This is a genomic window from Streptomyces sp. NPDC004721, assembly GCF_053601495.1.
Genome location: NZ_JBSGBZ010000064.1, coordinates 1 through 24,729, shown reverse-complemented (window position 1 = coordinate 24,729; position 24,729 = coordinate 1). Strand labels below are relative to the sequence as shown.

Here is a 24,729-nt window from a genome sequence, read left to right as displayed (position 1 = left end):
GCGAAGTGATGGAGCAGAGATGAACGCCCCCGCTGAGAACGTAGTCGAGGCACTGCGCGCCGCGGTCAAGGAGACCGAGCGGCTGCGGCGCCGCAACCGGACGATCGTGGCCGCCGCCCGGGAGCCGATCGCCGTGGTCGGCATGGGCTGCCGCTTCCCCGGCGGCGTCGACTCCCCGCAGGCCCTGTGGGAGATGGTCGCCGGCGGCACCGACGTGATCTCCGAGTTCCCGGACGACCGCGGCTGGGACCTGGAGGCGCTGCGCAACGGCGGCGTCGACGACCGGGACACCTTGGTGAGCCAGCGCGGCGGGTTCCTCGACTCCATCGCCGATTTCGACCCCGGCTTCTTCGGGATCTCGCCGCGCGAGGCGGTCACCATGGACCCGCAGCAGCGGCTGCTCCTGGAGACGTCCTGGGAGGCGATCGAGCGTGCCCGCATCGACGCCACCGGTCTGCGCGGCACCCGCACCGGCACGTTCATCGGCACCAACGGACAGGACTACGCCTACCTGCTGGTGCGGTCCCTCGACGACGCCACCGGCGACGTCGGCACCGGCATCGCCGCCAGCGCCGTCTCCGGCCGGCTGTCGTACACCTTCGGCCTGGAGGGGCCGGCGATCACCGTCGACACCGCCTGCTCCTCCTCGCTGGTCGCGCTGCACCTCGCCGTGCAGTCGCTGCGCAACGACGAGTGCAGCCTGGCGCTGGCCGGCGGTGTCAACGTGATGTCGACGCCGGGATCCCTGGTCGAGTTCAGCCGGCAGGGCGGTCTCGCGCAGGACGGTCGCTGCAAGGCGTTCGCCGACTCCGCCGACGGCACCGGCTGGTCGGAGGGCGCGGCCGTGCTCGTCCTGGAGCGCCTGTCCGACGCCCAGAGCAACGGCCACCCCGTGCTCGCCGTCATCCGCGGCTCCGCCGTCAACCAGGACGGCGCCTCCAACGGCTTCACCGCCCCCAACGGCCCCTCCCAGCAGCGCGTCATCACGCAGGCCCTCTCCAACGCGGGCCTGAACGCCGGCGACGTCGACGTGGTCGAGGCGCACGGCACCGGCACCCCGCTCGGCGACCCCATCGAGGCCCAGAGCATCCTCGCCACCTACGGCCAGGACCGTGAACAGCCCCTGCTGCTCGGCTCGATCAAGTCGAACATGGGCCACACCCAGGCCGCGTCCGGCGTCGCCGGGATCATGAAGATGGTCATGGCGATGCGCAACGGGGTGCTGCCGAAGACCCTGCACGTCGACCGGCCCTCCACCCACGTCGACTGGATGGCGGGCCAGGTCGAGCTGCTCACCGAGAACCGCCCCTGGCCCACCGCGCCCGACCGCCCCCGCCGTTCCGGCGTCTCCTCCTTCGGCGTCAGCGGCACCAACGCGCACGTCATCGTCGAGCAGGCGCCCGACGTCCCCGCCGGCCAGCCGGAAGAGGCTCCGGCCGCCCCCCGCACCGCCGGCGTCCTGCCCTGGGTGCTCTCGGCGCGCTCCGCCGCCGCCCTGCGCGAGCAGGCCGCCGCCCTCCTCGCCCACCTGGACACCACCGGCGCTCCCGGCGCACTGGACACCGCGTACTCGCTGGCCACCACCCGCGCGGCCCTGGAGCACCGGCTCGCCGTCGTCACCGACGCGGACGGCACCGCCGGCCGCGACGCGCTCACCTCCTGGCTGGCGGGCGATCCCGCCCCCGACGCCCACGAGGGCCAGGCCGTCGGCCGTACCCGAAGCGCCTTCCTGTTCTCCGGGCAGGGCGCCCAGCGCCTCGGCATGGGCCGTGAACTCCACGCCCGTTTCCCGGCGTTCGCCGAAGCCCTGGACCGTATCCTGGACCTGCTCGACGAGGAACTCGGCGTCTCCCTCGCCGACATCGTCTGGGGGGACGAGGAAGGCCCGCTGAACGAGACGGGCTTCACCCAGCCCGCACTCTTCGCCATCGAGGTCGCCCTCTACCGCCTGGTGGAGTCCTGGGGCGTCACCCCCGACTTCGTCGCCGGCCACTCCATCGGCGAGATCGCCGCCGCGCATGTCGCCGGGGTGTTCTCGCTGGCGGACGCCTGTCGGCTGGTCGTCGCGCGTGCCGGTCTGATGCAGGCGCTGCCGCGTGGCGGTGCCATGGTCGCCGTGGAGGCGACCGAGGACGAGGTGCTGCCGCTGCTCGGCGAGGGCGTCGCCGTCGCCGCGATCAACGGCCCGACCTCTGTTGTCGTCTCCGGTGAGGAGGAGGCCACCCTCGCAGTCGCGGAGCAGCTTGCCGCGCAGGGCCGCCGCACCAGCCGCTTGCGCGTCAGCCACGCGTTCCACTCGCCGCTGATGGACCCGATGCTGGAGGACTTCCGGGCGGTTGCTGAGACGATCTCGTACGACGAGCCGCGGATCCCGGTCGTCTCCAACCTGACCGGCACGGTCGCCGCCGACGGGCAGTTGACCGACCCGGAGTACTGGGTGCGTCATGTCCGTGAGGCCGTCCGGTTCGCCGACGGCGTCCGCACGCTCGCCGAGGCCGGCGCCGACGTCCTGCTCGAACTCGGCCCCGACGGCGTACTGGCCGCCCTGGCCCAGCAGTCCGCCACCGCCGTCACCATCCCGGTCCTGCGCAAGGACCGCCCCGAGGAGCACAGCGCCGTCACCGCGCTGGCCCGGCTGCACACGGCCGGCGTCACCGTCGACTGGGCGGCCTTCCACGACGGCACCGGCGCCCACACCACCGAACTGCCCACCTACGCCTTCCAGCACGAGCGCTACTGGCCCAAGGTGACCCCGACCGCCGTCGACGCCACCGGTCTCGGCCTCGCCTCCACCGACCACCCGCTGCTCGGCGCCGCGATGTCGGTGGCCGGATCCGACGTACTCCTGCTGACCGGCACCCTGTCGCTCGCCACCCACCCGTGGCTCGCCGACCACAGCGTCGGCGGCACGGTCCTCTTCCCGGGCACCGGATTCCTGGAGCTGGCCGTCCGCGCCGCCGATCAGGCCGGCTGCGACCGGGTCGAGGAACTGACCATCGCCACGCCGCTGGTGCTTCCCGCCACGGGCGCCGTGCAGATGCAGATCTCCGTCGGCGCCGCCGACGAGAACGGCCACCGCGAGCTGCGCTTCTTCACCCGGCCCGGCGAGGACCAGGACACCGACTGGACCCGGCACGCCACCGGCCGCATCGGCTCCGGCGAGCACGTCCTCGGCTTCGACACCACCGTGTGGCCGCCGCGTGACGCCGAGGCCGTCGACATCGAGGGGCTGTTCGACCGTTTCGCCTCGGACGGCCTGGAGTACGGTCCGGTCTTCCGCGGGCTGCGCGCCGTATGGCGGCAGGACGACACGGTCTACGCCGAGGTCGAACTGCCCGACTCGGTCGAGGACTCCGATGCCTTCGGCCTGCACCCGGCGCTTCTGCACGCTGCCCTGCACGGCACCGTCTTCCTCTCCGACGACAGCAGTCTGCTGCCGTTCGCCTGGAACGGCGTGTCCCTGCACGCGGACGGGGCGAGCACCTTGCGGGTGCGGATCGCCTCGTGCGGTGAGAACGCGGTGCAGATCGCGGCGGTCGACCCGGCGGGTCAGCCGGTCGTCTCCGTGGAGTCGCTGACGCTGCGCACCGCGGACGCGGGAGCCGGTGCCCAGCCGCGCCGTGACGACGCCAACTCGCTGTTCCGCATCGACTGGACGCCTCGTACGGTCGCCGCCCCGGCTGCTCCTGCCACCTGGGCGGTGCTGGGTGAGGACCCGTTCGGCCTGACCGCTGTGCTCGCGGCGGACTCCGAGGCGGTCGCGGGCGTGCATGCTCCGGCTGCGACGCTTGAGGAGTTGGCTGCCCGGAGTGGCGCCGTTCCGGACATGGTCGCGGTGACGGTCCGTGGCGACATCGATCAACGACCCGGAGACGCCCATGAGTTGGTCCGTGAGGTGCTTGCTCTGGTGCAGGGGTGGCTGGCCGAGCCGGCCTTTGCCTCCTCCCGGCTGGTCGTGATCAGCCGCAGCGCTGTCGCCGACGGCGAGCGTGGCCCGCTCGATCTGGCCGCCGCCCCTGTGTGGGGTCTGGTGCGTTCCGCCCAGTCCGAGAACCCGGGCCGGCTGCTGCTCGCCGATGTCGATGACACGCCTGACTCGCTGGCCCGACTGCCGCTGCTGGCAGGGCTGTTCGACGCGGAGGAGCCGCAGGCCGTCGTCCGCGACGGCACTGTCCGCGTCGGTCGGCTCGCCCGGCTGGAATCCGGTGACTCTGCCGTTCGGCCCCTGGATGACGAGGGCACTGTCCTGGTCACCGGTGGTACTGGTGGTCTCGCTTCCGAGCTGGCCCGTCACCTGGTCGCCGAGCACGGCGTCAAGCATCTGCTGCTGACGAGCCGCCGCGGTCCTGACGCCCCCGGTGCCTCCGATCTCGTACAGGCGCTGGCCGATCTCGGTGCCGAGGCCAGGGTCGCCGCGTGCGACGTCGCCGACCGTGACGCGCTCGCCGCGCTGCTCGACTCCGTACCGGCCGGGCACCCGCTGACTGCCGTGGTGCACACGGCCGGCGTCCTCGACGACGGCATCCTCGCCTCCCTCACCCCCGACCGCCTCGACTCCGTGCTGCGGCCGAAGGTCGACGCCGCCTGGCACCTGCACGACCTCACCCGTGACCTCGGTCTGGCCGCCTTCGTCCTGTACTCCTCGACGGCCGGTGTCATGGGCAGCCCCGGGCAGGCCAACTACGCGGCGGGCAACAGCTTCCTGGACGCCCTCGCGGCTCACCGCCAGGCCCTCGGCCTGCCCGCCACCTCGCTCGCTTGGGGCGCGTGGGAGCAAGGCGTCGGCATGACGGGCCAGTTGAGTGGCCAGGACGCACGCCGGATCAGTGACGCCGGTGGGATGCCGCTGCTGTCCGTCGAGCGGGGCCTGGCCCTGTACGACGCCGCCATGCACGCCGACGAGCCGCTCGTGGTGCCGCTCGGTCTGGGCGGCGGCGGTCCGTTGCCCGCCGGTGTCGGTGTCCCCGCGATCCTGCGCGGACTGGTCCGTACCGGTGGGCGTCGGGCCCGGGCGGCCACCGCCGCGGTCGCCCGCGCCGGACTGGCCGAGCGTCTCGCCGTTCTGCCCGAGGAGCAGCGTCGGCCGTTCGTCGTCGATCTGGTGCGTGCCGAGGCCGCCGCGGTCCTCGGGCACGGTTCCGCGGATGCCGTGGACGCCCGCCGCGAGTTCCGCGGTCTCGGCTTCGACTCGCTCACCGCGATCGAGCTGCGCAACCGGCTCGGCAGGGCAACCGGTCTCACCCTCCCTGCCACGCTCGTCTTCGACTACCCGACGCCCGAGCGGCTCGCCGACCATCTCCTGGACGAACTGCTCGGCGCCGATGCCATTGAGGTCTTCGCCGTTCCGGAGACCGCCGCCAAGGTGACGGACGATCCTGTCGTCATCGTCGGGATGGGCTGCCGCTTCCCGGGCGGTGTCGGGTCGCCCGAGGACCTGTGGGACCTCCTGGCGTCCGGAACCGACGCCATCACCGGCTTCCCCGCCGACCGTGAGTGGGAGTCGTCGCCGCTCGTCGGCGGTGAGACCGGTGGTGTGTCCGGGCGGGGCGGATTCCTGAGCGACATCGCCGGCTTCGACGCCGGGTTCTTCGGGATCTCACCGCGCGAGGCCCTGGCCATGGACCCGCAGCAGCGCATCCTGCTCGAAGTCACCTGGGAGGCCATCGAGCGCGCCGGCGTCGACCCGGCCGGCCTGCGTGGAAGCCGTACGGGTGTCTTCATGGGCGTCAACGGACAGGACTACTCCAGTCTGGTCATGGGGTCCCACGACGACGTCGCGGGCCACGCCACCGCCGGCCTCGCGGTCAGTGTGGTTTCCGGTCGCCTCTCCTATGCGCTCGGCCTTGAGGGGCCTGCCCTGTCCGTCGACACGGCCTGCTCCTCGTCGCTGGTGTCCCTGCATCTCGCCGCGCAGGCGCTGCGGGCGGGGGAGTGCAGCCTGGCGCTCGTCGGTGGTGTCACCGTGATGACCACTCCCGCCAACTTCGCCGGGTTCTCCCGGATGGGCGGTCTCGCGCAGGACGGTCGCTGCAAGGCGTTCTCCGACTCCGCCGACGGCACGGGCTGGGCCGAGGGCGCGGCTGTGTTCGTCGTCGAGCGTCTCTCCGACGCCCGTCGCGCGGGACACCGGGTACTTGCCGTGGTGCGTGGCTCCGCCGTCAACCAGGACGGTGCCTCCAACGGCCTCACGGCTCCCAACGGCCCCTCCCAGCAGCGCGTCATCCGGCAGGCGCTGGCCAACGCGGGCCTGAACACGAGTGATGTCGACGCGGTCGAGGCCCATGGCACCGGCACCCCGCTCGGTGACCCGATCGAGGCCCAGGCCCTGCTCGCCACCTACGGCTCCGACCGTGACCCGCAGCAGCCGTTGCTGCTCGGTTCGGTGAAGTCGAACATCGGCCACACCCAGGCCGCGGCCGGTGCCGCCGGACTCGTCAAGATGGTCCTGGCGATGCGCAAGGGCATGCTCCCGCGCACGCTGCACGTCACCGAGCCCTCCTCGCACGTCGACTGGTCTCTGGGTGCCGTGCGGCTGCTCACCGAGAAGACGGTGTGGCCGGAGACGGGACGGGCGCGCCGGGCCGGTGTGTCGTCGTTCGGCATCAGCGGCACCAACGCCCACGTCATTCTCGAGGGCCCTCCCGAGGAGCCGGTGCCCGTGCCGGTTGCCGGCAGGCCGGTGCCCGGCGCGCTGGCTTGGCCCGTCTCGGCGAAGTCCGAGGCCGCGCTCGACGCCCAGGTGGAGCGGCTGCGGGAGTACGCCGACGCGCTGCCCGCGCTCGACACCGCGTACACCCTGGCCACCGGCCGCTCCAGCTTCGAGCACCGGGCCGTCCTGCTCGCCGCCGACGGCAGCCTCACCGAGGTCGCCCGGGGTGTCGCCGAACCGCGCCGCACCGCCTTCCTGTTCTCCGGGCAGGGTGCTCAGCGCCTCGGCATGGGACGTGAACTGCACGCCCGCTTCCCGGTGTTCGCCGAGACCTTCGACTCCGTCGCCGCCCTCCTGGAAACTGAGTACGGTACGTCCGTCCGCGACGTGATGTGGGGCAGTGACGAAGACGCCCTGAACGCCACCGCGTTCACCCAGCCCGCGCTGTTCGCGGTCGAGGTCGCCCTGTTCCGTCTGGTGGAGTCCTGGGGCGTCACCCCGGACTACGTGGCCGGTCACTCGGTCGGTGAGATCGCGGCCGCGCATGTCGCCGGGGTGTTCTCGCTGGAGGACGCCTGTCGGCTGGTCGTCGCGCGTGCCGGTCTGATGCAGGCGTTGCCGCGTGGCGGTGCCATGGTCGCCGTGGAGGCCACCGAGGACGAGGTGCTGCCGCTGCTCACCGAGGGTGTCGCCGTGGCCGCGGTCAACGGCCCGACCTCCGTTGTGGTGTCCGGTGAGGAGAAGGCCACTCTCTCGGTCGCGGAGAAGCTTGCCGAGCGGGGTCGTCGTACCAGCCGTCTGCGGGTGAGCCACGCCTTCCACTCGCCGCTGATGGACCCGATGCTGGAGGAGTTCCGCGCGGTCGCGGAGACGCTCTCGTACGACGAGCCGCGGATCCCGGTCGTCTCCAACCTGACCGGCGAGGTCGCCGCCGCGGGCACGCACACCCACGCCGACTACTGGGTGCGGCACGTCCGTGAGGCCGTCCGGTTCGCCGACGGGGTCCGCGCGCTCGCCGACCGGGGTGTCACCGCCTTCCTGGAGATCGGCCCCGACGGTGTGCTGTCCGCGCTCGCCGCCGCCTCCTTGCCCGACTCCGACGCGGTCGTCGCGCCGGCGCTGCGCAAGGACCGCGACGAGACCGTGTCCGTCCTCGGCGGTGTCGCCCGACTGCATGCCGCCGGTGCCGACGTCGACTGGTCGGCCCACCTGTCCGGCACCGGCGCACGCGTCGTCGAACTGCCCACCTACGCCTTCCAGCACGAGCGTTACTGGCCCAAGCCGGCCCCTGCGGCCCTGGACGCCTCCGGCCTCGGCCTCGCCTCGGCCGACCACCCGCTGCTCGGCGCCGCCATGTCGGTGGCCGGTTCCGACGAACTGCTGCTGACCGGCTCCCTGTCGGCCGCCACTCATCCGTGGCTCGCCGACCACGTCGTCGGCGGCGTGATCTTCTTCCCCGGTACCGGGTTCCTGGAGCTGGCCGTGCGCGCCGCCGACCAGGCGGGCTGCGACCGGGTCGAGGAGCTGATGATCGCCGCGCCGCTGGTGCTGCCCGCCACGGGTGCCGTGCAGGTGCAGATCTCCGTCGGCGCGGCTGACGAGGACGGCTCGCGCGAACTGCGGTTCTTCACCCGGCCCGGCGAGGACTTCGACGCCGAGTGGACTCAGCACGCCACCGGCCGCATAGGCTCGGGTGAGCAGGTCATCGGCTTCGACACCACCGTGTGGCCGCCGCGTGACGCGGAGGCCGTCGACATCGACGGCATGTTCGAGCGCTATGCCTCCGACGGCTTGGAGTACGGCCCGGTCTTCCGTGGACTGCGTGCCGTGTGGCGCCAGGACGACACGGTCTACGCCGAGGTCGCGCTGCCCGACTCCGTCGAGGACGCCGACGCGTTCGGCCTGCACCCGGCACTCTTCGACGCCGCCCTGCACAGCACGGTCTTCCTGTCCGCCGAGGGCGACGACCGCAGTCTGCTGCCGTTCGCCTGGGAGGGCGTGTCCCTGCACGCGGACGGAGCCGCCTCCCTGCGGGTGCGGATCGCCTCCTGCGGTGAGGACGCGGTGCAGATCGCCGCGGTCGACCCGGGAGGCCGGCCGGTCGTCTCCGTGGAGTCGCTGACCCTGCGTGCGGCGGGCCCGGAACCCGGCGCCGAGTCGCGCCGTGATGACGCCAACTCGCTCCTCCGCGTCGACTGGACGCCACGTACGGTCGCTGCCCCGGCTGCTCCCGCCACCTGGGCCGTGCTCGGTGAGGACCCGTTCGGTTTGGCCGCCGTGCTTGCCGCGGACTCCGAGGCGGTCGCGGGCGTGCACGCCCCGGCTGCCACGCTCGATGAGCTGGCCGCCCGGAGCGGAGCCGCGCCGGACATGGTCGCCGTGACGGTGTGTGGCGACGTCGACCGGGGGCCCGAAGCCGCCCATGAGCTGGCCCATGAGGTGCTTGCCCTGGTGCAGCGGTGGCTGGCCGAGCCCGCTTTCGCCTCCGCCCGGCTCGTAGTGGTCACCCGGAACGCCGTCGCCGACGGCGAGCGCGGGCCGCTCGATCTGGCCGCTGCCCCCGTGTGGGGCCTGGTGCGTTCCGCACAGTCCGAGAACCCCGGCCGGCTGCTGCTGGCCGATGTCGACGACACGGCCGAGTCCATGGCCCGACTGCCGCTGCTGGCAGGGCTGTTCGACGCGGAGGAGCCGCAGGCGCAGGTCCGTAAGGGCACTGTCCGCGTCGGCCGGCTCGCCCGGCTGGAGTCCGGTGTCTCGCTCGTTCCGCCGGCCGGGACGCCGTGGCGGTTGGGCAGCCGTGTCAAGGGCAGCCTCGACGGTCTCGCCCTGCTGCCGCACCCGGAGGCTCTGGAGCCGCTGGTGGGCCGGCAGGTGCGCATCGGGATCCGCGCCGCGGGCCTCAACTTCCGCGACGTCCTCAACGCGCTCGGTATGTACCCCGGCGAGGCGGGCCTGTTCGGCTCCGAAGCCGCGGGTGTCGTGACCGAGGTCGGTCCGGACGCCACCGAACTGGCCCCCGGCGACCGGGTCATGGGCATGTTGTTCGGCGGGTTCGGTCCGTCGGGTGCCGCCGACGAGCGTCTGCTGACCCGGATCCCCGACGACTGGTCCTGGGAGACCGCTTCGTCCGTGCCGCTGGTGTTCCTCACCGCTTACTACGCGCTGAAGGATCTCGCCGGGCTGAAGGCGGGGGAGAAGGTCCTGATCCACGCCGGTGCCGGCGGTGTCGGTATGGCGGCGATCCAGATCGCCCGTCACTTCGGTGCGGAGGTCTTCGCGACGGCCAGTGAGGGCAAGTGGGATGTGCTGCGCTCCCTCGGGGTCGCCGACGACCACATCGCCTCCTCGCGCACCCTCGACTTCGAGGCGGCGTTCGCCGAGGTCGCGGGTGAGGAGGGCCTTGATGTCGTCCTGAACGCCCTGGCCGGTGAGTTCGTCGACGCGTCATTGCGGCTGCTCGGTGCGGGCGGCCGGTTCCTGGAGATGGGCAAGACCGATATCCGGGACAGCGGTTCCGCCCCGGACGGCATCAGCTACCAGTCCTTCGACCTGGGCATGGTCGATCCCGACCGCATCCAGCGGATGCTGCTCGACCTCGTCGACCTCTTCGAGCAGGACGTGCTGTCCCCGCTGCCGGTCCGTGCCTGGGACGTCCGTCGCTCTCGTGAGGCCTTCCGCTTCATGAGCATGGCCAAGCACGTCGGCAAGATCGTGCTGACCGTGCCCCGGCCCATGGATCCCGAGGGCACCGTCCTGGTCACCGGTGGTACTGGTGGTCTCGCTTCCGAGCTGGCCCGTCACCTGGTCGCCGAGCACGGCGTCAAGCATCTGCTGCTGACCAGCCGCCGCGGGCCCGATGCCCCCGGTGCCTCCGATCTCGTACAGGCGCTGGCCGATCTCGGTGCCGAGGCCAGGGTCGCCGCGTGTGACGTCGCCGACCGTGACGCTCTCGCCGCGCTGCTCGCCTCCGTCCCGGCCGGGCACTCGCTGACCGCGGTGGTGCACACCGCGGGCGTCCTCGACGACGGCATCCTCGCCTCTCTCACTCCCGATCGCCTCGACACGGTCATGCGGCCGAAGGTCGATGCCGCCTGGCATCTGCACGACCTCACCCGCGACCTCGACCTGGACGCCTTCGTCCTGTACTCCTCGACCTCCGGCGTCTTCGGCAGCCCCGGGCAGGCCAACTACGCCGCGGGCAACAGCTTCCTGGACGCCCTCGCCGCTCACCGCCAGGCCCTCGGCCTGCCCGCCACCTCGCTCGCCTGGAACGCCTGGGAGCAGGGCAGCGGCATGACGAGCGGCCTGAGCGACCAGGACATGCGCCGCATCAACGACAGCAGCGGCATGCCGCTGCTGTCCGTCGAGCGGGGCCTGGCCCTGTACGACGCCGCCACCCTCGCCGACGAACCGCTCGTCGTGCCACTGGGCCTCGGCGGCGGTGGCTCGCTGCCCCCCGGCATGAGCGTCCCCGCGATCCTGCGCGGACTGGTCCGCACCGGCGGCCGCCGGGTCCGGGCCGGCACCGCCGCGGTCGCCCGCGCCGGACTCGCCGAGCGTCTCGCGGGCCTGCCCGAAGAGCAGCGCCTGCCGTTCCTGGTCGACCTGGTGCGTGCCGAGGCCGCCACGGTCCTCGGACACGGTTCCGCCGACGCCGTGGACGCCCGCCGCGAGTTCCGCGGTCTCGGCTTCGACTCGCTCACCGCGATCGAGCTGCGCAACCGGCTCGGCAAGGCCTCCGGCCTCACCCTGACCGCCACCCTCGTCTTCGACTACCCGACACCCCAGCGGCTCGCCGAGCATCTCCTGGACGAACTGCTCGGCGCCGACGCCGCGGAGGCCTTCACCGCCCCCCAGACCGCTGCCGCCGCGTCCGACGACGACCCCGTGGTCATCGTCGGGATGGGCTGCCGCTTCCCTGGCGGTGTCGGGTCGCCCGAGGACCTGTGGGACCTGGTGGCGTCCGGTACCGACGCCATCACCGGCTTCCCCGCCGACCGCGAGTGGGAGTCCTCGACGATCGGCGGCGAGCTGGGCGACCTGTCCGGACAGGGCGGATTCCTGAGCGACATCGCCGACTTCGACGCCGACTTCTTCGGCATCGCGCCGCGCGAGGCCCTGGCCATGGACCCGCAGCAGCGCATCCTGCTCGAAGTCACGTGGGAGGCCGTGGAGCGCGCCGGGCTCGACCCGGCCGCCCTGCGCGGAAGCCGCACCGGCGTCTTCATGGGCGTCAGCGGCCAGGACTACTCCGGTCTGGTCATGCGCTCCCGCGACGACATCGCGAGCCACGCCACCACCGGCCTCGCCGTCAGCGTGGTCTCCGGCCGTCTCGCCTACACGCTCGGCCTGGAGGGCCCCGCCCTCTCGGTCGACACCGCCTGCTCCTCCTCGCTGGTCTCCCTGCACCTCGCCGCGCAGGCACTGCGGGCGGGGGAGTGCACCATGGCGCTGGCCGGCGGCGTCACCGTCATGACCACCCCCGCCAACTTCGCCGGGTTCTCCAAGATGGGCGGTCTCGCCCAGGACGGCCGCTGCAAGGCGTTCTCCGACTCCGCCGACGGCACCGGCTGGTCCGAGGGCGCGGCGGTGCTCGTCCTGGAGCGCCTCTCCGACGCCCGCCGCGCCGGACACCGGGTGCTCGCCGTGGTGCGCGGCACCGCCGTCAACCAGGACGGCGCCTCCAACGGTCTGACCGCCCCCAACGGCCCCTCCCAGCAGCGGGTGATCCGGCAGGCGCTGGCCAACGCGGGCCTGCGGCCCGGCGACGTCGACGCCGTCGAGGCGCACGGCACCGGCACCCCGCTCGGCGACCCGATCGAGGCCCAGGCCCTGATCGCGACCTACGGCTCCGACCGCGACCCGCAGCAGCCGCTGCTGCTCGGTTCGGTGAAGTCCAACATCGGCCACACCCAGTCCGCGGCCGGTGCCGCCGGACTCGTCAAAATGGTCATGGCGATGCGCAAGGGCATGCTCCCGCGCACCCTGCACGTCACCGATCCGTCCTCGCACGTCGACTGGTCCCTCGGCGCCGTCCGGCTGCTCACCGAGGAAGCCTCCTGGCCGGAGACGGGCCGGGTCCGCCGGGCCGGTGTGTCGTCGTTCGGCATCAGCGGCACCAACGCCCACGTCATCCTCGAAGACGCCCTCGAGCCCGCCGCGGACGAGCGCCCCACCGAGGACACCGTGGCCCCCGCCGTCACCCCGTGGGTCGTCTCGGCCCGCTCCGAGCAGGCGCTCGACGCCCAGATGGAGCGGCTGCGCGCCCATGCCGCCGCACACTCGGAGGCGTCCCGCGCCGACATCGGCCTGTCCCTCGTGACGAGCCGGTCCTCCTTCGAGCACCGGGCCGTCCTGCTGGCGGGCCCCGACGGCGTCACCGAGGCCGCGCGCGCCGAAGCCGAACCCCGCACACCGGCGTTCCTGTTCTCCGGGCAGGGCGCCCAGCGCCTCGGCATGGGACGTGAACTCCTCACCCGCTTCCCGGTGTTCGCCCGCGCCCTGGACACCGTGCTGGACCTGCTCGACGCCGAACTCGGCTTCTCCCTGCGGGAGATCATGTGGGGCGACGACCCGGAACAGCTCAACCGCACCCGCTGCACGCAGCCCGCGCTGTTCGCGGTCGAGGTTGCCCTGTTCCGCCTGGTGGAGTCCTGGGGCGTCACCCCGGACTACGTGGCCGGTCACTCGGTCGGTGAGATCGCGGCCGCGCATGTCGCCGGAGTGTTCTCGCTGGAGGACGCCTGCCGGCTGGTCGCCGCACGCGCCCGCCTCATGGACGCGCTGCCCGAGGGCGGCGCCATGGCCGCCGTCGAGGCCACCGAGGACGAGGTCCTGCCGCTGCTCGCCGACGGCGTCGCCGTCGCCGCCGTCAACGGCCCGAACTCCGTGGTCGTCTCCGGCCCCGAGGACGGCGTCGGCCAGGTCATCGCCCGTCTGGAGTCGGCCGGCCGCCGCGTCGCCCGGCTGCGGGTGAGCCACGCCTTCCACTCGGCCCTGATGGAGCCGATGCTGGACGAGTTCCGCACCGTCGCCGAGAGCATCGCCTACGACGAGCCGCGCATCCCCGTCGTGTCCAACCTGACCGGCGAGGTCGCCTCCACGGGCGTGCACACCCACGCCGAATACTGGGTGCGTCATGTCCGCGAGGCCGTGCGGTTCGCCGACGGTGTCCGCGCGCTCGCCGACCGGGGCGTCACGGCCTTCCTGGAGATCGGCCCCGACGGAGTGCTCTCCGCGCTCGCCGCCGCCTCCCTGCCCGACACCGGCACGGTCGTCGTGCCGGCGCTGCGCAAGGACCGCGACGAGACCGTGTCCGTCCTCACCGCCCTGGCCCGGCTGCACACCGCCGGCCTCGACGCCGAGTGGAGCGTCGTCTTCGACGGCACCGGGGCCCGCCGGGTGCCGCTGCCCACGTACGCCTTCCAGGGCACCCGCTTCTGGCCCGACACCACCGCCGCCCCCGGCGACGCGGGCGGACTGGGCCTGGACGCCGGAGGGCACCCGCTGCTCACCGCCGCCACGGCGGTCGCGGGCTCGGACGAGACACTGCTCAGCGGACGCCTGTCCGCCGCCGCACAGCCCTGGCTCACCGGCCGCGTGAGCGACGGCACCACCACCCTGCCCACCGCGGTCCTCGCCGAACTCGCGCTGCACGCCGCCGAGGCCTGCGACCGCACCACCGTCGAGAACCTCACCGTCGGCGCGCCCCTGGTACTCACCGGGAAGCGCCCCCAGCGCCTCCAGGTACTGGTGGGCGCCCCCGACGGGACCGGCCGGCGCACCCTCACCGTGCACACCCGCGCGGACGGCGACGGCGCCCCGTGGATCGAGCGGGCCACCGCGGCGCTCACCGACGCGCCCGCCGCCCCCGCCGAGGCCGACAGCGCATGGCCGCCCGCGGACGCCACCCCGGTCGACGACCTGCCCGAACCCGTCGGCGCGGCCGTGCTGCGCGCCGCCTGGCGGCGCGGCGGGGACGTCTTCGCCGAGGTCGAGATCACCGAACAGAGCCCGGCCGAGCAGGCGTTCGCCCTGCACCCGGCGCTCCTGGACGCCGCGGTCCGCGCCGCCGTCGTCGTCGACAGAGAAGGCGACGCCACCCTCGACGCCGTCACCTGGGACGGGCTCGTCCTGCACGCCGCGCACCCCGCCCTCCTGCGGGTGCGGCTCACCGCCACCGGCGAGGACACCTGGGCGCTGGAGGCGACCGACCCGCAGGGCGGCCCCGTGCTGTCGGTGGCCTCGCTCACCTTGGGCGCCACCGCCGCCGAACAGGGCGCGGACGCCCCCGCCGCGGACGACGCCGCGCTGCTCACCCTGGACTGGGTCGCGCCCGCCCCGGCCCCGCGCTCCGGCGGCAGCGGACCGTGGACGGTGCTCGGCGACGGCCTGCCCGGCCTGGACACCGCCCTCGCCGCAACGGACGGCGTCCTCGCCGCCCGCGCGCACTCGCTCACCGAACTGCTGGACGGCGGGGCACCCCTGCCGTCTCTGATGCTCCTGCCGGTCGAGGGCGACCCCGCCGCCGGGGACGACCTGCCCGCCGCGGTCCGCGCCGCCACCGAGCCGGTGCTCGACCTGCTGCGCCGCTGGACCTCCGACACCCGCACCGCGGACTCCCGCCTCGCGATCGTCACCCGTGGCGCCGTCGCGGCCGGCCGGGAGGGCGTGACCGACCTGGCGGCGGCAGCCGTCTGGGGCCTGGTCCGCTCCGCCCAGTCCGAGAACCCGGGCAGCTTCCTGCTCCTGGACCTCGACCCGGCCGAGGGCGCCGACGCGACCGACGCCGGCGTACTGGCCTCACTGCCCGCCCTGTTCGACGCGGGCGAGACCCAGGCCGCCGTCCGCGGCGGCGCGCTCACCGTCGCCCGCCTCACCCGCACCGCGTCCACGACCACCCCGGCCGTCGACCAGGTCCGTGCCTGGGACCGCGACGGCATCGTACTGATCACCGGCGGCACCGGCGGCCTCGGAGCCGTGCTCGCCCGCCACGTGGTGACCGGCCACGGCATCAAGCACCTGCTGCTGGTGGGCCGCCGCGGACCCGACGCGCCCGGGGCCACCGCCCTGAGCGAGGAACTCTCCGCGCTGGGCGCCGAGGTCACCGTACGGGCCTGCGACGTCTCCGACCGGGCCGCCGTCGACGCGCTGCTCGCCGGACTGCCGCCCGAGCACCCGCTGACCGCGGTCGTGCACACGGCGGGCGTCCTCGACGACGCCACGATCGGCTCGCTCACCGCCGACCGGCTCGACACCGTGCTGCGGCCCAAGGCGGACGCCGCCTGGCACCTGCACGAGGCGACCCGGGCCCTGCCGCTCGCCGGATTCGTCCTCTACTCCTCCGTGGCCGGCGTCACCGGTGGCCCCGGACAGGGCAACTACGCCGCCGCCAACACGTTCCTCGACGCGCTCGCCGCGCACCGTGCCGCCCAGGGCCTGCCCGCCCTGTCGCTCGCCTGGGGACCCTGGGGCCAGGGCGCCGGCATGACCGGCACGCTCACCGCCGCCGACATCGAGCGCATGGAGCGTTCCGGGATGCCGCCGCTCACCGAACGGCAGGGCCTCGCCCTGTTCGACGCGGCGAACGGCCAGGACGAGGCACTCGCCGTGGCGATCCGGGTCTCCCGGTCCGCCGCCGCCCCCGACGCCGGCGACGTCCCCGCGGTGCTGCGCTCCCTGGTCCGCGCCCGGCGCCGCGCGGCGGTCACCGCCGGTGCCGACGGGCTCGCCCGCCGGCTGGCCGGCCTCGGCGCCGAGCAGCGGCACGAGACCCTCGTCGCCCTGGTCCGCCAGGAGACGGCCGGGGTGCTCGGCCACTCCGGTGCCGACGCGGTCCCCGCCGACCGGGACTTCAGCCGGCTGGGCTTCGACTCGCTGATGGCGGTCGAGCTGCGCACCCGGCTCTCCGCGGCCACCGGTGTGCGGCTGCCGTCCACGCTCGTCTTCGACCACCCGACGCCCACCGCCGTCGCCCGGCACCTGGCCGGCTCCCTGGCGGGCGGAGACCGGAGCGACACGGCCGCCTCCCCGCTGGCGGCGCTCGACCGGCTGGAGGCGGAACTGTCCGCCGACGGCGTGGACGAGGCCACCCGCCGCGGGGTCGCGGGCCGGCTCCAGCGGCTGCTGGCCGCCTGGGACGGCACCGGACAGGACGGGGACGGACCGGCCGTCGGCGAACGCATCGAGGCGGCGAGCGCCGAGGAGATCTTCGCCTTCATCGACAACGAACTCGGCCGGTCGTCGAACTCCTGACCTGGGCCCACCCCGACTACGCGCGAAACATTTTGAGGAAGGTTCACGGACGATGCCGGACGAAAGAAAGCTCGTCGATTACCTGAAGTGGGTCACGGCGGATCTCCACCAGACCCGCAGACGCCTCCAGGAAGCCGAGGCGGGCCGCCACGAGCCCGTGGCGATCGTCGGCATGGCGTGTCGCTTCCCGGGCGGTGTGCGTACCCCGGAGGACCTCTGGGAGATGCTCGCCGACGGCCGCGACGCCATCGGCGGGTTCCCGGCCGACCGCGGCTGGGACCTGGAGACCCTGGCCGGTGACGGAGAGGGCCGCAGCAGCACGCAGAAGGGAGGATTCCTCCACGACGTGGCCGACTTCGACCCGGGCTTCTTCGACATCTCGCCCCGCGAGGCGCTGGCCATGGACCCGCAGCAGCGGCTGCTTCTCGAAACCGCCTGGGAGGCCGTGGAACGTGCCGGGATCGCCCCCGGCAGCCTGCGCGGCAGCCGCACCGGTGTGTTCGTCGGCACCAACTCGCAGGACTACGCCCACCTCGTCCTCGCCTCCGACGACGACATGGGCGGCTACGCGGGCAACGGCCTCGCCGCCAGCGTGATGTCCGGCCGGCTGTCCTTCGCGCTCGGCTTCGAAGGACCCGCCGTCACGCTCGACACCGCGTGCTCCTCGGCCCTGGTCGCCCTGCACCTGGCCGCCCAGTCCGTACGCTCCGGCGAGGCCGACCTCGCGCTGGCCGGCGGTGTCACCGTCATGACCACCTCGTCCAGCTTCGTGGGCTTCAGCCTCCAGGGCGGCCTCGCCGCGGACGGCCGCTGCAAGGCGTTCGCCGACTCCGCCGACGGCACCGGCTGGTCCGAGGGCGTCGGCATGATCCTCGTCGAGCGACTCTCCGAGGCCCGGCGCAAGGGCCACCCGGTGCTCGCCGTGCTGCGCGGCTCCGCCGTGAACCAGGACGGCGCCTCCAACGGCCTCAGCGCCCCCAACGGGCCCGCCCAGCAGCGCGTCATCCGCGACGCGCTGGCCTCCGCAGGCCTCTCGCCCGCCGACGTCGACGCCGTCGAGGCGCACGGCACCGGCACCACCCTCGGCGACCCCATCGAGGCACAGGCCCTGCTGGCCACCTACGGCCAGGACCGCGACGCGCACCGCCCGCTGCGCCTGGGCACGGTGAAGTCCAACATCGGCCACACCCAGGCCGCCGCCGGTGCCGCGGGCGTCATCAAGATGGTCCTGGCCCTGCGCCACGGACTGCTGCCCCGCACCCTGCACGTCGACGCGCCCTCCACCCACGTCGACTGGGACGCCGGCCACGTCAGCCTGCTCACCGAGGCCACCCCCTGGCCCGAGGGCGAGCAGGTGCGCCGGGCCGGTGTGTCGTCCTTCGGCATCAGCGGCACCAACGCCCACGTCATCCTCGAAGAGGCCCCCGCGGCCGAGGAGGACACCGACGCCGAGCCGCAGCCCGCCCCGGTCGCCCCGCGCGCCGTGCCCTGGCCCGTGTCGGCCCGTACCGCCGCCGCCCTCGACGCCCAGCTGGAGCGGGTCAGGCCGCTCGCCGCGTCCGGCGCCGACCCCGTAGCCGTCGGCCACGCGCTGGCCGGCACCCGCACTCCCTTCGAACACCGGGCCCTGCTCGTCGCCGCGGACGGCGGGCTCACCGAGGCCGCCCGCGGCACCGTCCCCTCCGGCGACCGCCCCGGCCTCGCCGTCCTGTTCTCCGGCCAGGGCGCCCAGCGCCTCGGCATGGGCCGTGAACTCCACGCACGCTTCCCGGTGTTCGCCGCCGCCCTGGACGAGACCCTCGCCCTCCTCGACGAGCGCCTCGGCCACTCGCTGCGCGACGTGCTGTGGGGCGAGGACCCCGCGGCCCTCGACGACACCGGTCACACCCAGCCCGCCCTGTTCGCGATCGAGGTCGCCCTCTACCGCCTGTTCGCCTCCTGGGGGCTGCGCCCCGACCACCTCGCCGGACACTCCGTCGGCGAGATCGCCGCCGTGCACGTGGCCGGCGCACTGTCCCTGGAGGACGCCTGCACGCTGGTGGCCGCCCGCGCCGGCCTCATGCGGGACCTGCCGGCCGGCGGAGCCATGGTCGCGTTGCGCGCCACCGAGTGCGAGGTGCGGCCGCTCCTTGACGCGCGGGTCTCGCTCGCCGCGGTCAACGGCCCCGAGTCCGTGGTGGTCTCCGGCGCCGAGGACGCCGTCCTCGCCATCGCCGAGCACTTCCGGGAGCAGGGCCGGCGCACCGCGCGGCTCTCCGTGAGCCACGCCTTCCACTCGCCGCTCGTCGACCCGATGCTCGACGCGTTCCGGGACGTCGTCGCCGAGCTCACCTTCGGCGAGCCGTCGGTCCCCGTCGTCTCCACCCTCACCGGCGACGTCGTCACCGCCGAGGAACTGGCCACGCCGCACTACTGGGTGTGCCACGCCCGGCAGGCCGTCCGCTTCGCCGACGCCGTGCGCACCCTCGTCGACGAAGGCGCACGGACCTTCCTCGAACTCGGCCCGGACGGTGTGCTGTCCGCGCTCGTCGGCGAGAACACGCAGTCTACCGACGTCACCGCCGTGCCCGCGCTGCGCAAGGACCAGCCGGAGGAGGCCGCCGCGCTCGGTGCGCTCGGCACCTTGTGGACCCGGGGCGCCGGGGCCGACTGGGACGCCGTGTTCGAGGGCGCGCTCCCCGGGCGTCCGGCCCCCGTGGACCTGCCGACGTACGCCTTCCAGCGCGGCCGGTACTGGCCGACCGTGCGCGCCCGCTCCGGCGACCCTGCCGGACTGGGCCTCGGCGCCGCCGCGCATCCGCTGCTCGGCGCCACCGTCGCCCTCGCCGACGCCGACGAGTCCGTCCTCACCGGACGCCTCTCGCCGCTGACCCACCCCTGGCTCGCCGAGCACCGCGTCAACGGCCGGATCACCGTCCCCGGCGCCGCCTTCGTGGAGATCGCGGTCCGCGCGGGCGACGAGAACGGCACCCCGCGCCTGGATCGGCTCGACCTGCTCGCCCCGCTGACCCTCGGCGACCGCGACGCGGTCCTGCTCCAGGTGCGCGTCGGCCCCGCGGACGCCTCCGGCCACCGGCCACTCTCCGTGCACGCCCGCCCGGCGACCGCGGACGACGCCCCCTGGACCACGTACGCTCGCGGTGTCCTCTCCCGCGACGAGGGCGACGAGGGCGCCGAGGACACCGCGACGGACCTCGTTCAGTGGCCGCCCGTCGACGCCCGCCAAGTCCCGCTCACGGAGCTGGAGTCCGACCGGCGCGCCCTCGGCCCGCACTTCAGCGGCCTGACCGGGGTGTGGCGGCACGAGGGCGAGGTGTTCGCCGAGGCCGAGCTGCCCGCAGGACCCGACAGCGGCTTCGGACTGCACCCCGCGCTGCTGTCCACCGCCCTGCGCGCCGCCGCCCTCGACGGCGCCACGGCCGGCGAGCCGGCCGGCTTCGACGGGCTCACCCTGCACGCCACCGGCGCCACCGCGCTGCGCGTGCGGCTGAGCACCACCGGGCCCGACACCGTCGCCCTCACCGCCGTCGACCCCGCGGGCAACCTCGTCCTGACCGCCGAGACCGTACGCCTGGGCACCCCGGACGGCCCCGCCGTAACCCCGGCCGCCACCGGCCAGGGCGACCTGTTCGCGCTGAAGTGGGTGCCCGTCAAGGCCTCCGCCCGCGCCACCGGCACCCGCTGGGCCGTCGTCGGCTCCGACGAACTCGACCTCGGCTACGCCATGCACCGCGCCGACGAGACCGTCACCGCGTACGCGGAGTCCCTGGGCGGTGCCATCGGCGACAGCGGCGTCGCGCCCGACGTGTTCCTGATCCCGCTGGCGGGGGTGAAGGACTCCGGAGCGGACGGGGTGCACACCCTCACCGCCCGGGTCCTCGGCCATCTCCAGGAGTGGCTGTCCGAGCCGCGGCTCGCGGGCACCCGCCTCGTCTTCGTCACCCGCCGCGCCGTCGCCCTCGACGACGAGGACGTCCTCGACCCGGCCGGCGCGGCCGTCTGGGGCCTGGTGCGGTCCGCGCAGACCGAGAACCCCGGGAGCCTGCTGCTCGTCGACCTCGACGACACGTTCCTGTCCGCCGGCGTGCTGCCCGACGTGCTGACGCTCGACGAGCAGCAACTCGCGGTCCGCGACTACCAGGTGCGCGCCGCCCGGCTCGCCCGGCTGCCGCGCACGGCCGACGCCCCCGCCGCCGCCGACTGGAACCCCGACGGCACCGTCCTGATCACCGGCGGCACCGGCGGCCTCGGCGCCGCGCTCGCCCGTCACCTGGTCACCGCCCGGGGCGCCCGGCACCTGCTGCTGGCCGGCCGCCGCGGCCCGCAGGCGCCCGGCTCGGCCGAACTGGTCGCCGAACTGACCGGCCTGGGCGCCCAGGTGACCGTCTCCGCCCGCGACGTCGGCGACCGCGACGCCGTCGACGCGCTCGTCGCGTCGGTGCCGGCCGAGCACCCGCTGACCGCCGTCGTGCACACCGCGGGTGTCCTGGACGACGCCCTGATCGGATCGCTCACCCCGGAACAACTGGCCGGTGTGCTGCGGCCCAAGGCCGACGCGGCCCTGCACCTGCACGAGGCGACCCTCGGCCACGACCTCGCCGCGTTCGTGCTGTACTCCTCGATCTCCGGTGTCATCGGCGGCCCCGGCCAGGGCAACTACGCCGCCGCCAACGCCTCCCTCGACGCACTCGCCCACCGGCGCAGGGCCGCCGGCCTGCCCGGTCTGTCCCTCGCCTGGGGCCCCTGGGGCCGGGGCAGCGGCATGACCAGCCAGGTCAGCGACACCGACCTGGGGCGGATGGACCGCGGCGGCACCCCGCCGATGAGCATCGAGGACGGCCTCGCCCTGTTCGACGCCGCCCTCGCCCGCCCCGAGCCGGTGGTCGTGCCCACCCGGATCAACGTCGCCGGACTCCAGGTCCAGCAGTCCCTGCCCGCCCTCTGGCGCGATCTGGTGCCGCGCACCCGGCGCGCCGCCGCCGCGGACCGCTCGCCGAAGACCGTGCTCGACGGGCTGCGTACGCTCGACACCGCCGGCCGGGAGAAGCTGCTCACCGAGCTGGTCGTCGGCTTCACCGCGGGCCTGCTCGGCCACGCCGACCCCTCCGCCGTCGACCCCGAGCGCGGCTTCCTGGAGCTGGGCTTCGACTCGCTGGTCTCGGTCAGCCTGCGCAACCAGCTCGGCGAACTGCTCGGGCTGCGCCTGCCGACGTCGGTGGTCTTCGACAGCAGGACGCCGGTGAAGCTGGCCCGCCACCTCAACGAGGAACTGGGCGACCTGTCCGCTTCCGGCCCCGCGTCCGGTACCACCGTCGCCGGCACCACGGTGCACCCCGACGACACACTGGTCGGCCTGTTCCACAACGCGGTGCGCGGCGGCAAGCTCGTCGAGGCGATGCGGATGCTGAAGGCGGTCGCCAACACCCGGCCCACCTTCGAGACGCCCGCGGACCTGGAGGAGCTGTCCGAGGCCGTCACCCTGGCCACCGGCCCCGGCACCCCGCGGCTGATCTTCGTCAGCGCCCCCGGCGCCACCGGCGGTGTCCACCAGTACGCCCGCATCGCCGCCCACTTCCGCGGCAAGCGCCATGTGTCGGCGCTACCGCTGATGGGGTTCGCCCCCGGCGAGCTGCTGCCCGCCGGCAGCGACGCGGCGGCCCGGATCGTCGCCGAGAGCGTCCTGATGGCGAGCGACGGCGAACCCTTCGTGATGATCGGCCACTCCACCGGCGGCTCCCTCGCCTACCTCGCGGCCGGTGTCCTGGAGGACACCTGGGGCGTGAAGCCGGAGGCAATCGTCCTGCTCGACACGGCGTCCATCCGGTACGACCCCTCGGAAGGAAACAACCTCGACCGGACGACCCGCTTCTACCTGGCCGACATCGACTCGCCGTCCGTGACGCTCAACAGCGCCCGGATGTCCGCGATGGCGCACTGGTTCATGCTGATGACGGACATCGAGGCACCCGCCACGACCGCCCCCACCCTGCTCCTGCGCGCCACGCGGGCCAACAACGGCTTCAAACTCGACACCTCCGCGGTGCCGGCCGACGCGGTACAGGACATCGAGGCCGACCATCTGTCCCTGGCCATGGAGCACTCGGCACTGACCGCCGAGGCCATCGAGAACTGGCTCGCCGGACTTCCGGCCGGCGAGGCCTGAGCCGGGTCCGGTCGGTGCACGCCAACCCGGCCGGGTCCTTCCTGTCCCCCCACCGCATCCGGGGCGTCGCCCTCTCACACGGCGTCGCCCCGGGTGCGACAGCGGCCCCCAGGGCCTCTCGTTCGGATCATGCCGGGCTCGCTGATCCGACCTGATCCAAACGAAAGACCCCAGCCGGGGACCCGCGCACACCACCACTGCCCCAAGGAGTAGCAGTCCCATGGTCAACCCCACGCCGCCGCCCTCTCTCGAGGACGCCGCGCCCTCGGTGCTCCGCCTCAGCCCGCTGCTGCGCGAGCTCCAGATGCGCGCCCCCGTCACCAGGATCACCACCCCGGCCGGCGACGAGGGCTGGCTGGTGACCCGGCACGCCGAGCTGAAGCAGCTGCTGCACGACGAGCGTCTGGCCCGTGCGCACGCCGACCCGGCCAACGCGCCCCGCTACGTCAAGAACCCGTTGATGGACCTGCTCATCATGGGCGACGTCGAGGCGGCCCGCGCCGCGCACGCCGAGCTGCGCACCCTGCTCACCCCGCAGTTCTCCGCCCGCCGGGTGCTCAACATGATGCCCGTGGTGGAGGGGATCGCGGAGCAGATCCTGAACGGCTTCGCCGCCCAGGAGAGCCCCGCCGACCTGCGCGGCAACTTCTCGCTGCCGTACTCGCTGACCGTGCTGTGCGCCCTGATCGGCATCCCGATGCAGGAGCAGGGCCGGCTGCTGGCGGTGCTGGGCGAGATGGCCACGCTGAACGACGCGGAGAGCGTCGCCAAGAGCCAGGCGGAGCTGTTCGGGATGCTGGTCGAACTGGCCGGCCGCAAGCGGGCCGAGCCCGGGGACGACGTGATCTCCCGGCTGTGCCGGACGGTCCCCGAGGACGAGCGCATCGGCCCCATCGCCGCGAGCCTGCTCTTCGCCGGCCTTGACAGCGTCGCCACCCATGTCGACCTGGGCGTCGTGCTGTTCACGCAGTACCCGGACCAGCTGGCGGAGGCACTCGCCGACGAGAAGCTGATGAAGAGCGGCGTCGAGGAGATCCTGCGGGCCGCGAAGGCCGGCGGCTCGGGTGCCGCGCTGCCGCGCTACGCCACCGACGACATCACGATCGGCGACGTCACCATGCGCACCGGCGACCTGGTACTGCTCGACTTCACGCTGGTCAACTTCGACGACGCGGTCTTCGACGAGCCGGAGGTCTTCGACATCCGCCGCGCGCCCAACGAGCACCTGACGTTCGGGCACGGCATGTGGCACTGCATCGGGGCCCCGCTGGCCCGGATGATGCTGAAGACCGCCTACACGCAGCTGTTCACCCGGCTGCCCGGTCTGAACCTGGCCCGCCCGGTGGAGGAACTCCAGGTGACGTCCGGCCAGCTCAACGGCGGCCTCACCGAACTCCCCGTCACCTGGTGACACCACGCCCCCCGAGACCAGCGGCGGCCCCCACTGCCGGACGAGTGGGGGCCGCCGCTTTTCCCGTACTCAGGGCCGGACGAGAGCCCCGAGGGTCTTTCGTTTGGATCAGGCCAGACCCCGCGAGCCCTGCATGATCCAAACGAGAGGCCTAGTCCCAAGGCCGTGAAGTTACGGCTCGGGCGGGGTTGTCCAGGGTCTTTGAGGTGTGGATTCGCCGGACATGAGGAGCGGAGCCCCGGTAGAACTGGC

At 73.8% G+C, this 24,729-nt stretch carries 3 protein-coding genes; all 3 read left to right on the top strand.

The features are described from left to right. The first annotated feature begins 19 nt into the window (after nucleotides 1-19). The 3 genes from ACWEK3_RS35925 (at nucleotide 20) to ACWEK3_RS35915 (ending at nucleotide 24,477) form a co-directional block, all read left to right on the top strand. Nucleotides 20-16,903 (top strand): SDR family NAD(P)-dependent oxidoreductase, encoded by a 16,884-nt coding sequence (locus tag ACWEK3_RS35925; RefSeq protein WP_453251613.1) that lies wholly within the window; start codon nucleotides 20-22, stop codon nucleotides 16,901-16,903. A 52-nt stretch (nucleotides 16,904-16,955) separates the two neighbouring features. Continuing rightward, complete coding sequence (locus ACWEK3_RS35920) at nucleotides 16,956-23,066, top strand: type I polyketide synthase (protein ID WP_453251612.1); 6,111 nt, start codon at nucleotides 16,956-16,958, stop codon at nucleotides 23,064-23,066. Between the two features lie 220 nt (nucleotides 23,067-23,286). After that, nucleotides 23,287-24,477, top strand: a complete 1,191-nt coding sequence (locus ACWEK3_RS35915; RefSeq protein ID WP_453251611.1) for a cytochrome P450 — start codon at nucleotides 23,287-23,289, stop codon at nucleotides 24,475-24,477. Nucleotides 24,478-24,729: the final 252 nt, after the last annotated feature.